Genomic DNA, 12,819 nt, shown 5'->3' on the forward strand with positions numbered 1-12,819 from the left:
AATGAGCCACCCAACGGCCGCGTTTGCTTTGATTCTCCAACAGATCAGAGATTCGGTCCGCCGTGCCCGGAGGAACTTTCCCAAGCACCCGCCCCCCTGCGGTCACGCGCCACCCCTGCCCCTGCGCCTCAAGGCGGACGACAGGAGAGTACCCACGCATAGATTGCAGCATCCGCCACATGTCCTGCCGGATTTGATGGGCCAGGCGCACGGGATTGCCCGCAGGCAAATCCGCCTGTGCGGCGACGTCAAACCGCGGCGGCTGTTCACAGCAGAGGGTGATCACCTCTCCTGTTTCGCTGTGTTCACGAAGGATATGCCACTTGCGGTTTCTCATAATTCAAAGCGGAATGTTGTCATGTTTCTTCCACGGGTTTTCGAGTTTTTTGTTGCGCAAAGACGCAAAAGCTCGGGCGACGCGGCGGCGGGTGGATTTGGGCTGGATCACCTCGTCAATGAAACCGCGTTCGGCGGCAACAAAGGGATTGGCGAAACGGTCCTCGTAGTCCTTGGCGTGGGCGGCGATCTTGTCTGCTTCGCCCAGGTCCGCACGGTGGATGATCTCAGTCGCGCCTTTGGCCCCCATCACTGCGATCTCGGCCGTGGGCCAGGCATAGTTGAAGTCCCCGCGCAGGTGTTTGGAGGCCATCACGTCATAGGCACCCCCATAGGCCTTGCGGGTGATGACGGTGACTTTGGGCACTGTGGCTTCGCCGTAGGCAAACAGCAGTTTCGCCCCGTGTTTGATCACACCGCCATATTCCTGCGAGGTGCCCGGCAGGAAGCCCGGAACATCCACAAGTGTGAGGATCGGGATTTCGAAGCAGTCACAAAAGCGCACGAAACGCGCAGCCTTGCGGGAGCTGTCAATGTCCAGACAGCCCGCCAGCACCATCGGCTGGTTGGCAACCACGCCCACGGTCTGCCCCTCAAGGCGCATGAAACCGGTGATGATATTGCCGGCAAAATCCTGCTGGATCTCGTAAAAATCACCTTCGTCGGCGACTTTGTGGATCAGCTCTTTCATGTCGTAAGGCTGGTTGGGGTTTTCCGGGATCAGCGTATCCAAGCTGGTTTCGATCCGGCCGGGTTCGTCAAAGAACGGACGCACCGGCGGCTTTTCACGATTGTTGAGCGGTAGGAAATCGACCAGACGGCGCACTTCGGCCAGCGCTTCAACATCGTTTTCAAAGGCACCATCGGCCACGGATGATTTCTTGGTATGGGTCGAGGCGCCGCCCAGCTCTTCGGCGGTGACAACTTCATTGGTGACGGTTTTAACAACGTCGGGGCCGGTCACGAACATATAAGAGGTGTCTTTGACCATAAAGATAAAGTCGGTCATCGCCGGGCTGTAGACTGCGCCCCCCGCGCACGGCCCCATAATGACAGAGATTTGCGGGATCACACCGGAGGCCATGATATTGCGCTGGAAGATCTCGGCGTAGCCCGCAAGCGCATCGACGCCCTCTTGGATTCGCGCGCCGCCGGAATCGTTCAGACCGATCACCGGCGCGCCGTTTTGGATGGCCATATCCATGATCTTGCAGATCTTCATCGCATGGGTGTCCGAGACCGAGCCGCCCAGAACCGTAAAATCCTGGCTGAAGACATAGACCTGACGCCCGTTGATGGTGCCCCAGCCGGTGATCACGCCATCGCCGGCCGGTTTGTTGTTCTCCATGCCAAAATCGGTGCAACGGTGAGAGACAAACATGTCGAACTCCTCAAAGCTGCCTTCGTCCAAAAGCAGCTCAATCCGTTCGCGCGCCGTCAGTTTTCCGCGCGCATGCTGGGCGTCGATACGTTTTTGTCCGCCGCCGAGGCGCGCATCGTTGCGCCGCTCGTTGAGTTCAGCAAGGATGTCTTTCATGGCCGGTATCCCTCTTAGATTCTGCGCCGACCATAGACCTGCCATCGCCGGGACCAAAGTTAAAACTCGCAAATTTGCAAATACTTCGCGGTGTAGTATTGCAAAGTTGAATAATTGCAAACCACACACCACTGCGACCAGCCTATTGAGCGCACGTCAGGCCCCATACACAGCCCCCTGCGCATGCGAGCACAGTATATTCGCTTCCCTCCCCGCGCGCTTAACGATAGCCTAACCCAAATCGTTTAGTTGCTTTGTTAAGCACAAAATCTCCTGCCGTGAAATGAGCCCCGAATGTCAGCCAAGACACCCCCACATATTGCCACGCTGATCCTGCTGACAGGCCTGGCCGCACTGAGTTTGAATGTGTTTCTGCCCTCGCTGCCCAGCATGGCCGCGCATTTCGAGGTGGACTACCGCGTCATGCAGCTGTCGATCTCGCTCTATCTGGCCTTTAGCGCCGTGGTGCAGATTGTTGCGGGCCCGATCTCGGACAAGATTGGCCGCCGCCCGGTGGTTCTGTGGTGCGGCGTTGGCTTTATGGTGATGACCCTTGGCTGTATCTTGGCCCCCAATGCGACCGCGTTTTTGGTGTTCCGTATGGGACAGGCGATCAGTGCGGCCATTCTGGCCCTGTGCCGCGCCTCCATCCGTGATGTGCATGACACCGAAAAAGCCGCCAGCAAAATCGCCTATGTCACCATGGGCATGGCCGTTGTGCCAATGTTCAGCCCGGCGATTGGCGGCGTGGTTGATCGTTACTTTGACTGGACCGCGAATTTTTGGATCCTGTTTACCATGGCGGGCGCAATCCTGGTGGTGGCCTATTTCGACTTTGGTGAGACGAAATCCAAAAGCGGCAAGACCCTGGCCGACCAGTTTCGCGAATACCCGGAGCTGCTGCGATCACCTCGGTTCTGGGGCTATTCACTGGCCGCGGGCCTGTCGTCGGGTGCGTTCTTTGCCTATTTGGGCGGCGCGCCTTTTGTCGGGACCGAGATCTATGGCCTGCGCCCCGATATCTTGGGCATTTTGATGTCCGCCCCGGCGATCGGCTATTTCTTTGGCAATTTCGCCTCCGGAAAGTTCTCCCAACGGGTGGGGGTGAACCGGATGATCTTTATCGGCTGTCTGGTCAATCTGTTTGGCGTCAGCGTCTCGGCCGCGTTGACGGTCACTGGGGTCGACAGCGTCTATACCTTCTTTGGGTTGATGAATTTTGTCGGGCTCGGCAATGGGATGGTGATCCCCAATGCCACCACTGGCGCGATTTCGGTTCGCCGGCACCTGGCCGGTAGCGCATCGGGACTGGCGGGCGCGGTGATGATCGGCGTCGGTGCTGTGCTGTCCGCACTGGCGGGACGGGTATTGGTTCCGGGCTCCACCGCCCTGCCCCTGTTGCTGATCATGGGCGCGACGGCTGTGGCGGGCGTGATATCGATCCTGATGGTGATGCGACGCGAGCGCCGCTTGGCACTGGCGCTTTGATCAGTCGGGCGTTCATGCGCCCCCTTGCCCTGCATGATTTGCAATTATACAGTTTGACGAATTGACATTTGCAAAGGCACACCGCCATGGCCACTCCAAAGCTCTATGCCGGGGCAAAGCTGCGTGAGATGCGCGCCAAGCTAAGCCTGACCCAAAAGGATTTTGCCGCCAAACTGGGGGTGTCCCTGCCCTATTTGAACCAGATGGAGAACAACAACCGGCCCGTCTCAACCACGGTTGTTCTGGCCTTGGCGCAGGAGTTCGGGCTGGATGTGACTGAATTGTCCACCGGCGACAGCGAACGTCTGGTCAGCGATATGCGTGAGGCGCTGGCTGATCCGGTCTTTGCCGAGACCATGCCACCACTGGCGGATCTGCGGCTGGCGGCCTCCAATGCACCGGCCCTGGCGCGGGCCTTTCTGGCGCTGCACCAATCCTATCGGCAAAACCACGAACGCCTTGCCTCACTGGATGAAGCTTTGGGGCGCGAGGATGCGCGGCTGCAGGCCTCCCCTTGGGAAGAGGTGCGCGATTTCTTTCACTACTGCGACAACTACATCGATGCCGTGGACCGTGCGGCAGAGTATTTCAGTCAGGACACCACAACCCCGACTGAGATCCGCGCCAAGGCCGTGACCGCGTTGGAGAACGCCGGGGTCACGGTTGCGCTGCAGGATATGGAGGGCGTGCGCCACTATGATCCCGAGCACAAGATCCTGCAGCTGTCGCAACTGGCCGCGCCCGAGACGCAGGTGTTCCATTTGTTGATGCAGGTGGCGCTGTTGCAGCAAAACGGGTTGCTGGAGGCGACGCTGGATTTCGCCAAATTTCAGAGCGAGGAAGCCCGCTCCATCGCCAAAATCGGTCTGGCAAATTATTTTGCCGGGGCGGCGCTGATGCCCTATGGTCGGTTTCTCGCCCATGCTCAGGAAGTGCGCCATGATCTGGAGCGGCTGACCATACGGTTTGGCGCTTCAATCGAACAAGTTGCTCATCGCCTGTCGACCCTGCAACGCCCCGGTGCCAAAGGGTTGCCGTTCTTCTTTGTCCGGGTCGATCAGGCCGGAACCATCACCAAGCGCCACTCGGCCACGCGGTTGCAATTTGCCCGTTTTGGCGGGGCCTGCCCCCTGTGGAACGTGCACCGCGCGTTTGAAACACCCGGTCAGTTCTTGCGCCAACTGGCTGCCACTCCGGACGGGGTGCGCTATATCTCATTGGCGCGGGATGTGTCGAAATCCTCGGGCCGGTTTGGAGCGCCGCTGCGTCGCTATGCAATTGCGTTGGGGTGTGAGGTCAAACACGCAAGCCTGCTGGTCTATGCGGATGGGATGGATGTTGACAATGCGGCAGCCTATGAACCCATCGGCATCTCCTGCCGGATCTGCGAACGCCGCAATTGCCATCAACGCTCGGTCCCGCCCTTGGAACGCCGCCTGCAAGTGGACACCAACCAACGCGGCACCTTGCCGTATGAGGTGAACTGAGGGGTTGTAGGCAACCAAAGCAATCAGACCCAACGGCGCGGTGTCTATCGCACCGCTGGGTCTGAATTATAGTGTTAGTCTGCGTCCAGAAGCCCGGAGCGGAAAATGAGGCCTGCAGCAACCGCACCGATGATTGGCGCCACGATAAACAGCCAGACCTGTGACATGGCTGTGCCGCCAACAAAAAGCGCCGGCCCGATAGAACGCGCGGGGTTCACAGAGACCCCGGTGACATTGATGCCCACCAAGTGGATCACCACCAGCGAAAGACCAATTGCCAGCCCTGCCATAGCAGTTGGCACCCCAGAGCCTGTCGCACCCAAGATGACAACGAGGAAGAGGAACGTGGCCACCACTTCAAAGATGAATGCAGCCTCTATCGCGTATTCGCCGAGGTAGCCCGCCCCCCAGCCGTTTTGGCCCAGACCATTGACGGCAACGGAATAGTCCGTTTTGCCAGACGCGATCATTAGCAGCACCGCTGCGCCTGCGATCCCGCCTGCAATTTGGGCAACGATATAGGGAATTGCTTCGCCGATCGACATCCGCCCCGATACGACAACACCTAATGTGACCGCTGGATTGATGTGACAGCCCGACACGCCGCCGATGCCATACGCCATACCGATCAGGGCCAAGCCAAAGGCAAAGCTGATGCCGGTGATACCAATTTCCGCACCGGCGATGACTGCAGCTCCGCACCCAAACAACACAAGCGTGAACGTGCCTAGAAACTCTGCTAGTGGTTTTTTCATCGTTAACTCCTCCGCAATGCCAGAGCGCGTCGCTCTGGTCTTGATCGCTAAAGCAGTTTGACCGCGAAACAACGGGGAATTTCGCGGGGCCATTAACATTGGTTTTGAACGCATTGCGGCGTTTGTTGGCGCAACGCGCAGTGGAAAGGCGCCCAATCCTTGGCTCACAGCCGACCTGAGCCGCACACCACCCCTCTACCAAAAGCGGCATCAAACCAAGGCTTCGATGCCACCCAAGTGTTCTCAAAAAGCTCTTACGCGGCAGAGAGGATCGACCAGATCTCATCCTTCAGGGCCGCGCGTTTTTTGCGCAGGATGGTTTCGGCCTCTTGGCTGATCGGCTCTGCGTTGACCTCGGCTCGGTGCACGGCGCGGTTGACCTCATGGTAGCGTTCGGTGAGTCGGGCAAACCGGCGGTCCGAGGCTTTTAGTGCGCTGATGACCGCTACTTTGTCCGGAAATTCGGCGGCCAGTTCGTGGGGCGTATGGGACATGGGCGTCTCTCCTCTTTGATCCTTCGCAGTGAGAGTACCGCCATGCCCCGCGGCGCGATTTGATCCGGGTCAAGGCGTTGCGATTTGTGCCTCGCCCTGGTTACCGCTGCGCCATGTTCCAGTTCGGATTGAACCAGGGTTCAGCGTTGGAGGATGGCAGGCGGCGGCCCAGGATGTGGTCGGCGGCTTTTTCACCGGTCATGATCGAGGGGCCGTTGAGGTTGCCGTTGGTGATCCGTGGAAAGATCGAGCTGTCGGCGACCCGCAGACCTTCGACGCCGATGACGCGGCATTCGGGGTCGACCACGGCCATTGGATCATCGACGCTGCCCATCTTGCAGGTGCCACAGGGGTGATAGGCGCTTTCGGCGTGTTCGCGGATGAACCCGTCCAACTCGTCGTCGCTTTGCAAATCATCGCCCGGCTGGATTTCATGTTTGATGTAGGGGGCCATCGCCTCTTGGCCAAAAATCTCACGCGTGAGGCGGATGCATTTGCGGAAATCCACCCAGTCCTGTTCGGTCGACATATAGTTGAAAACGATACTGGGCGCGGCGTTTGGATCTCTGGAGGCCAACGTAACCGCACCGCGCGAAGCAGAGCGCATGGGGCCCACATGGGCCTGAAACCCGTGACCTTCGGCGGCGGCCTGCCCGTCATAGCGCACGGCAATCGGCAGGAAGTGGTATTGGATATCCGGGTAGTCGACGCCCTTGTCGGATCGGATGAAGGCGGCGCTTTCGAACTGGTTTGACGCCCCCAGCCCGGTCTTGGTGAAGAGCCATTGTGCCCCCACCAGCGCCTTGCCAAACAGGTTCCAGTATTTGAACAGGGTGATCGGCTGGGTGCAGGCCCATTGGAAATAGAACTCCAGATGGTCTTGCAGGTTCTGCCCCACGCCGGGACGATCCGCGATCACGTCGATCCCATGCTCAGCCAGATGCGCGGCGGGGCCAATCCCGGAGAGCATCAACAGTTTGGGCGAGTTGAGCGAGGAGGCCGAGACGATGACCTCAGCATGGGCCTCGATCACCTCGACCTTGCCATTGCGTTCCACCTCAACCCCGGTGGCGCGACCGTCCTTGATGACGATCTTGCGGGCAAAGGCGCGGATCAAGGTGCAATTGTCGCGTTTTAGCGCCGGTTTCAGATAGGCGTTGGCGGCGGACCAGCGCTGACCTTTGTAGACGGTCATCTCCATCGGGCCAAAGCCTTCTTGCTGTTCGCCGTTATAATCAGCGGTCACCGGATAGCCGGCCTGTGATCCCGCCGCGACAAAGGCCGCGTGCAGCGGGTTGTCGCGAGGGCCGCGGGTGATATGCAAGGGTCCGTCGCTGCCGCGCCAATCGGGATCGCCGCCGTGGCCGCTGTCGTGCCAGTGCTCCATCCGTTTGAAATAGGGCAACACATCGGCATAGGCCCAGCCCTGCGCGCCGCTGTCGGCCCAGTGGTTATAGTCGCCTGCGTGGCCGCGCACATAGACCATGCCGTTGATCGAGGACGAGCCGCCAATGACCTTGCCACGCGGTGTCACCAGCTCGCGGTTGTTGAGGTTGGGTTCGGGCTGGGTTTTATAGCCCCAGTCGTAACGCGCCATGTTCATCGGATACGACAGCGCGCCGGGCATTTGGATAAAGGGGCCCGCATCGGTGCCGCCATGTTCGATCACAATCACCCGCTTGCCCGCCTCGGACAGGCGATAGGCCATGGCGCAGCCTGCGCTGCCCGCTCCCACAATCACGTAATCGGCGTTCATTTCGGCTCCTAGAAGAGTATTTGATGCAGGATGCGACCGGGCAACAGGGTGAAGGCGCCGGCCAGCAGCAAAGCGTAGATAAAGAGGTTGCGCATATGGCGACGGTGGGCCGTGATCTGCCCAAGGCGCGCGCATTTGATGGCCTGCCACAGTCCAACAAGCGTCAGAATGGACAGGAGGTGGATGGGTGAGAACGGCCCCAACAGGCGGATCTCATTGATGAAAAAACTGGAAACGGCAACCGCTACCATCAGGGACACCCACATCCAGCCCGCCACCCGGTGGGGCAAGGTCCCCTTGGGCAGTGCAAACTGTCCCACCCCCAGGCCAAAGGCAGCAAGTGCCGCATAGGCATGCAGGGGGATGGGCGATGTGGCCTGGGTGAGCGGGCCGAAGTCCATTAGAACGCGGCTTCCACGTCTCCCATGCGCACGTAGACCGATTTGACCTGGCTGTAGTGCTGGATCGCTTCTTTGGAGTTTTCACGGCCCACACCGGAGGCTTTTACCCCACCAAAGGGCGCTTCGACTGGGGCGTCATTGTAGGAGTTGATAAAGCAGCTGCCCGCCTCCAACGCGCCAATCACCCGGTGGGCCCGGCTGAGGTCGCGGGTAAAGACACCGGCCGACAGGCCAAATTCGGTGGCATTGGCGCGGGCGATCACCTCTGCCTCATCCTCGAAGTCAAGGACCGCCATCACGGGGCCAAAGATCTCTTCGCGGGCGATGGTCATCTCGTCCTTGACATCGGCGAAGACGGTCGGCGCGACAAAGAAGCCCTCCATCGCGGCGCGCTCCCCGCCACAGATCAGACGTGCGCCTTCGGCTTTGCCCTTCTCAATATAGCCCAGCACAATGTTCATCTGCGCCTCGGACACCATGGGGCCAAAGTTCGCCGCCTCATCCTGGGGGTCGCCTAAGACGGCAGTGGCGACGCGTTCTGCCAGACGGGCCAGGAATTTTTCCTTGATGTCTTTATGCACAAAGACGCGAGTGCCGTTCGAACACACCTGACCGGAAGAGTAGAAATTGCCGTTGATCGCACCGCCCACGGCGTTTTCGATATCCGCGTCGTCAAACACGATCAACGGGGATTTCCCGCCCAGCTCCATGGTGACGTGCTTCATGCCTTCGGCGGCGGCGGCATAGACTTTCTTGCCGGTGGGCACCGACCCAGTGAGGGAGACTTTGTCGACGCGGGGATCGGTGACCAGCGCGCCGCCGACCTGTCCCATCCCCTGGATCACGTTGTAGAGCCCGGCTGGCAGCCCGGCTTCATGCAGGATCTCGGCAACTTTGAGCGCGCACAGCGGCGTGGTTTCCGACGGCTTAAAGACCATGGCATTGCCACAGGCCAGCGCTGGCGCGCCTTTCCAGCAGGCGATCTGGGTCGGGTAGTTCCAGGCGCCGATGCCCACACAAACCCCCAACGGCTCGCGCACGGTATAGACCCAGTCCTCACCCAGTTGGATATGTTCACCGGTCAGGGTCGCGGCCAGACCACCGAAATACTCCAGTGCATCCGCGCCAGATGTGGCATCCGCGACCAGCGTCTCTTGCAGCGGTTTGCCGGTGTCATAGGTTTCCAGCACCGACAGTTCGTGATTGCGGTCACGGATGATGTCGGCGGCGCGGCGCAGGATGCGACCACGTTCGGTGCCGGTCATTTTGCCCCATGCGACCTGTGCGGCCTGCGCGGCCGTGATCGCCTGATCGACAATTGCCGGGGTTGCGGCATGAACGGTGGCGATCTGCGCACCAGTGGCGGCATAGATCACGGGGATCTTCGCGCCTGCGGTATCCTCGACATATTGGCCGTTGATGAAATGACTGGCGACAGGTTGAGCCGGATGCGTCATGTCGAATTCTTTCCTTGTTCAAACGTTCGCGCCGCGCGCACGCGGGCTGCTTGGGACGGTGCATATCGAAGAGACGTGACAGATGTCCACGTCGCTCGGAGATGAACCAAAACACGCCGCCCCCAACAGGGCGACGTGCATAGAATTTGGAGCGATCAGTGGACCGCTTCGATCTTGTCGAAATCGAGGGTGTTTTCCTCGGGCGATGCGGTGATCGCCATGACTTCGCTGCGCTTGGTGGCAACGATATAGATCAGGCAAGCCACATAAAGGCCGATCACCACGGCACCGATCCATTGGATCTGCAACCACTGGCTTTGGAAAGCGAGGGTCAGCGCAAACAGCACCGCCGCATTGCCGATCACATATGGCACGGTGCCAAACCGTTTGGCCGTAAGGTTCAGGTTGTCCGTGTACAGACGGATCAGCGAGTCAAACGAGTTGATCACAAAGATGATGCCCACAACTGCCATCGAGACATTGATCATGGTGGTCGTCGCGATAACGTTCAGGTGGTAATAGTAGAGCACCGAGAACCAGATTCCGAGCGGGATCGACGGGAAGATCAAGAGCGCGGCAAGCACCTGCCAGGTCTTCAACCCGCCGACAAAGCGCGAAGTAAACTGGCCGATCATGATGGACCATGCAAACCACCAGAACAGGTAGAACTCATGGTATTCGGTCAGCGGCAGCACGAATTTGTGGATATTGGCAAAGTAGCCGCCGATGTTGGAGGCGGTCCCCAAGAATTCGCCAAAGCCCATGCCCGCATAGGCCCACATGCCCAGGATCAAAGTCAGGAACAGCGCAGTTGAGCCGACCGACAGGATGCGCACATATTTGATATCCGTGGATGAGAACGCCGCAAACAGGATCACCAAAAAGGTCACCACATAAAACGCCGGGATCACGGTTTCGCCGTCGCCAATAAAGGTCGCGTAATATGGCAGGTAGACAAGGAACAACGCCCCGGTAAAGGCGCAGGTGCCGATGATGACGATATTGTTGATCAGCTTCACCAGCGGGATTTCAAAGAACTTCACCCGCGGTTCGATGACACAGAAATAGAACGTCGTCAGGAAGTAAAAGCCCCAGATCAAAAAGCCCCAAAAGCCAAATTCAAGCGCCAGCGGGTTGGTGAACCCATAGGCCGGCTCGGTCGCGGTATCCGCATAAAGCGGGAAATCCCAGGCGAGCGGGAACATGATCAGCCCCACATCGAGGCCAGAGGTGAAAAGGATCGCGACAAAGGTGAACAGCGGCACCGGCGTGACACCCACAACCGACACGTTCCACCATTTCACAGTGCAAAAGATCACCAGCGCAAACGCCAGCAAGATCCCGAATGAAATCAAAAGGGTCATCAAGTCCTCCCCGTTTATGGGCTCTTCGCGCAGGATCACGCGGGCCATTTTGTGGACTTGGCCCCACGATATATCAGGTTTTCTAAATTAACCAAAATATTTTTTGAATGATCATTTAAGTTTTCATATTACCCCTCAAGCATTGAAACCGCCTCTCAATCCGGTAAAACTTGGCCCATGGGCAGAAAACGAATTCGCGACATCCGCAATAAAGAACTGATCGAGGCGACTATTGTCGCGGTGCACCGCCACGGGTACGGCGTTGTTACCATGGCAGAAATCGCGCAAGAGGCCGGGGCGTCGGCGGCCTCGATCAATTATTACTTTGGTTCAAAGGAAGGGTTGATGGAGGCCACGATGCGCCATCTGTTGACCAAGCTGAAAGTGGCCATGATCCAAGGCTACACCGGGACCAAAACGCCCAAAGAGCGGCTTTATGCGGTGATGGATGCCAATTTCGCAGACGATTTATATACGGTGGAACGGTGCAGCATCTGGATGCAGTTCTGGGCAAATGCACCCTACTCTCCGCGTTTGTCACGGCTGCACAGAATCAACCGGGCCCGTGTACGTAGCCATTTTTTGGCGGAACTCAGCCAACTGTTAACCGCTGATCAGGTGGAGCCAGCCCGTCAGGCCTTGCAGTGTTACATGGATGGTGTGTGGTTGCAGGCTGCGCAATCTGACCAGTCGGTGGACCCAAAGACCGCACGCGCCGCGGCGCATCAGGTGGTTGATCTGGTTATTCGCTGACCATCAGCTCGTGGGTTTGCGCTGGTATTTCAAAACGCGCCCGCCCGGCAAAAAGCGCAGCGTCAACACATCTTCTTCCAAGCTTTCAATCTCATAACACAAACCGCCTGAAACATCCTGGCTCCAACTATAGAGGGCCAGCCCGTCAATCTCGAAATCAAGACATTCGTCAGAAATAGAAATGAATTCCTGATGGGTGACCGCACCCAGATAAGCATTCCTCCGGGTGGCACCATCCACTATGAAACTGTCGTTGGGGTCCATCTGAGACACCCATGTTCCCTGCAAGTCGACCAAGACTTCGTAGGCTGTATCCGCTGAACGGCGCTCAACAAATTCGACCGAAACCTCGATTGTGCTCAGAATTTCCACGTCAACCCGCGCCGATATGCGAGCAGGTGCGCCACGATGCAAACGTGTCAGGGTGCGTACGACCCCGCGCGGTGTGCTGTCGGTCAAATGGGTGATCACCTCATGATCCTGCCCGACAAAAGAGCACAGAATGCCACGTGACGGCTGTTGGCGGCACGTCTGGAAAACCGCGTTTATGGAGACAACTGGCACTTCTTCCCTTTGTTGTACACGCAGGAAATCAGAAAGGTTGACCGAAAAATCAGTTGTCCCTCGCCCGACGTCCACGCGGGCAAAATCCTTGGGGGCCAGGCGTTGAGTGTGACACTCCTGGCTGCCGGTTCCGGAAAAATCCTCATTCGAGGCGCAGAATTTAATAGAGTTGTGCAAAAACTGTTCATCCACACCCAGCAGGCGAAAATAGACAAACCGTGAATTCAGATCTTCGTCCAGCAAAAATTCACAGGTAGATTTGGCAACAGGGTGCCAGCCAACGGTACGCCACGCGTCATGGCTTTTACTGGCAATGGCGACGTAGTGATCCTGTGCGGTGTCATTGCAGACGTGGAAACCAGCCCAAGCAGACGCCGGGATCAGCGTTAGGATCACCAGTAGCATTTTTCTGAAAAAACAATGCATT

The 12,819-nt window shown here is 58.3% G+C and carries 11 protein-coding genes; 3 read left to right on the top strand and 8 right to left on the bottom strand.

All coding sequences use genetic code 11. The features are described 5' to 3' along the window. Window positions 1-340 precede the first annotated feature (340 nt). Window positions 341-1,873, bottom strand: a complete 1,533-nt coding sequence (locus KMP13_RS17105) for an acyl-CoA carboxylase subunit beta (RefSeq protein WP_215267193.1) — start codon at window positions 1,871-1,873, stop codon at window positions 341-343. A gap of 294 nt (window positions 1,874-2,167) precedes the next feature. Here KMP13_RS17105 and KMP13_RS17110 point away from each other — a divergent pair, with 294 nt between their 5' ends. After that, entirely contained in the window at window positions 2,168-3,361 is a 1,194-nt protein-coding gene (locus KMP13_RS17110) for a multidrug effflux MFS transporter (protein WP_215267194.1), read from the top strand. Between the two features lie 86 nt (window positions 3,362-3,447). Then, the gene (locus KMP13_RS17115; RefSeq protein ID WP_215267195.1) at window positions 3,448-4,848 is read left to right on the top strand and encodes a helix-turn-helix domain-containing protein; all 1,401 of its coding nucleotides are present in this window, start codon (window positions 3,448-3,450) and stop codon (window positions 4,846-4,848) included. A gap of 74 nt (window positions 4,849-4,922) precedes the next feature. On the opposite strand, the gene aqpZ is transcribed toward KMP13_RS17115, so the two are convergent. The 6 genes from aqpZ to KMP13_RS17145 form a co-directional block, all read right to left on the bottom strand. Continuing rightward, a complete protein-coding gene (aqpZ, locus tag KMP13_RS17120) occupies window positions 4,923-5,603 on the bottom strand; it encodes an aquaporin Z (RefSeq protein WP_215267196.1) in 681 nt (226 codons plus the stop codon). Between the two features lie 254 nt (window positions 5,604-5,857). Then, entirely contained in the window at window positions 5,858-6,097 is a 240-nt protein-coding gene (locus KMP13_RS17125) for a YdcH family protein (protein WP_215267197.1), read from the bottom strand. Window positions 6,098-6,197: 100 nt separating this feature from the next. After that, on the bottom strand, window positions 6,198-7,853 hold the full coding sequence (gene betA / locus KMP13_RS17130; RefSeq protein WP_215267198.1) for a choline dehydrogenase: 1,656 nt from the start codon (window positions 7,851-7,853) through the stop codon (window positions 6,198-6,200). A gap of 8 nt (window positions 7,854-7,861) precedes the next feature. Further along, window positions 7,862-8,254, bottom strand: coding sequence for a DUF2306 domain-containing protein (locus KMP13_RS17135; RefSeq protein ID WP_215267199.1), 393 nt, complete (start codon window positions 8,252-8,254; stop codon window positions 7,862-7,864). Beyond that, on the bottom strand, window positions 8,254-9,711 hold the full coding sequence (gene betB / locus KMP13_RS17140; RefSeq protein ID WP_215267200.1) for a betaine-aldehyde dehydrogenase: 1,458 nt from the start codon (window positions 9,709-9,711) through the stop codon (window positions 8,254-8,256). The genes KMP13_RS17135 and betB overlap by 1 nt, the downstream gene beginning before the upstream one ends. A gap of 155 nt (window positions 9,712-9,866) precedes the next feature. Next, window positions 9,867-11,075 (bottom strand): BCCT family transporter, encoded by a 1,209-nt coding sequence (locus tag KMP13_RS17145; RefSeq protein WP_215267201.1) that lies wholly within the window; start codon window positions 11,073-11,075, stop codon window positions 9,867-9,869. A gap of 177 nt (window positions 11,076-11,252) precedes the next feature. Here KMP13_RS17145 and betI point away from each other — a divergent pair, with 177 nt between their 5' ends. Then, complete coding sequence (gene betI, locus KMP13_RS17150) at window positions 11,253-11,828, top strand: choline-binding transcriptional repressor BetI (protein WP_215267202.1); 576 nt, start codon at window positions 11,253-11,255, stop codon at window positions 11,826-11,828. 3 nt (window positions 11,829-11,831) lie between these two features. On the opposite strand, the gene KMP13_RS17155 is transcribed toward betI, so the two are convergent. Beyond that, window positions 11,832-12,818, bottom strand: a complete 987-nt coding sequence (locus tag KMP13_RS17155; protein WP_215267203.1) for a DUF1036 domain-containing protein — start codon at window positions 12,816-12,818, stop codon at window positions 11,832-11,834. Between the last annotated feature and the right edge of the window lies 1 nt (window position 12,819).

Origin of the sequence: Epibacterium ulvae, from assembly GCF_018678075.1 — a bacterium.
Taxonomy (GTDB): Bacteria; Pseudomonadota; Alphaproteobacteria; order Rhodobacterales; family Rhodobacteraceae; genus Epibacterium; species Epibacterium ulvae_A.

Bases quoted from the DNA above. Each gene is read 5' to 3' on its own strand.
- KMP13_RS17135 (WP_215267199.1), bottom strand. From the start codon at position 8,254: ATGGACTTCGGCCCGCTCACCCAGGCCACATCGCCCATCCCCCTGCAT.
- KMP13_RS17155 (WP_215267203.1), bottom strand. From the start codon at position 12,818: ATGCATTGTTTTTTCAGAAAAATGCTACTGGTGATCCTAACGCTGATC.
- betI (WP_215267202.1), top strand. From the start codon at position 11,253: ATGGGCAGAAAACGAATTCGCGACATCCGCAATAAAGAACTGATCGAG.
- betA (WP_215267198.1), bottom strand. From the start codon at position 7,853: ATGAACGCCGATTACGTGATTGTGGGAGCGGGCAGCGCAGGCTGCGCC.
- aqpZ (WP_215267196.1), bottom strand. From the start codon at position 5,603: ATGAAAAAACCACTAGCAGAGTTTCTAGGCACGTTCACGCTTGTGTTG.
- betB (WP_215267200.1), bottom strand. From the start codon at position 9,711: ATGACGCATCCGGCTCAACCTGTCGCCAGTCATTTCATCAACGGCCAA.
- KMP13_RS17110 (WP_215267194.1), top strand. From the start codon at position 2,168: ATGTCAGCCAAGACACCCCCACATATTGCCACGCTGATCCTGCTGACA.
- KMP13_RS17125 (WP_215267197.1), bottom strand. From the start codon at position 6,097: ATGTCCCATACGCCCCACGAACTGGCCGCCGAATTTCCGGACAAAGTA.
- KMP13_RS17115 (WP_215267195.1), top strand. From the start codon at position 3,448: ATGGCCACTCCAAAGCTCTATGCCGGGGCAAAGCTGCGTGAGATGCGC.
- KMP13_RS17145 (WP_215267201.1), bottom strand. From the start codon at position 11,075: ATGACCCTTTTGATTTCATTCGGGATCTTGCTGGCGTTTGCGCTGGTG.
- KMP13_RS17105 (WP_215267193.1), bottom strand. From the start codon at position 1,873: ATGAAAGACATCCTTGCTGAACTCAACGAGCGGCGCAACGATGCGCGC.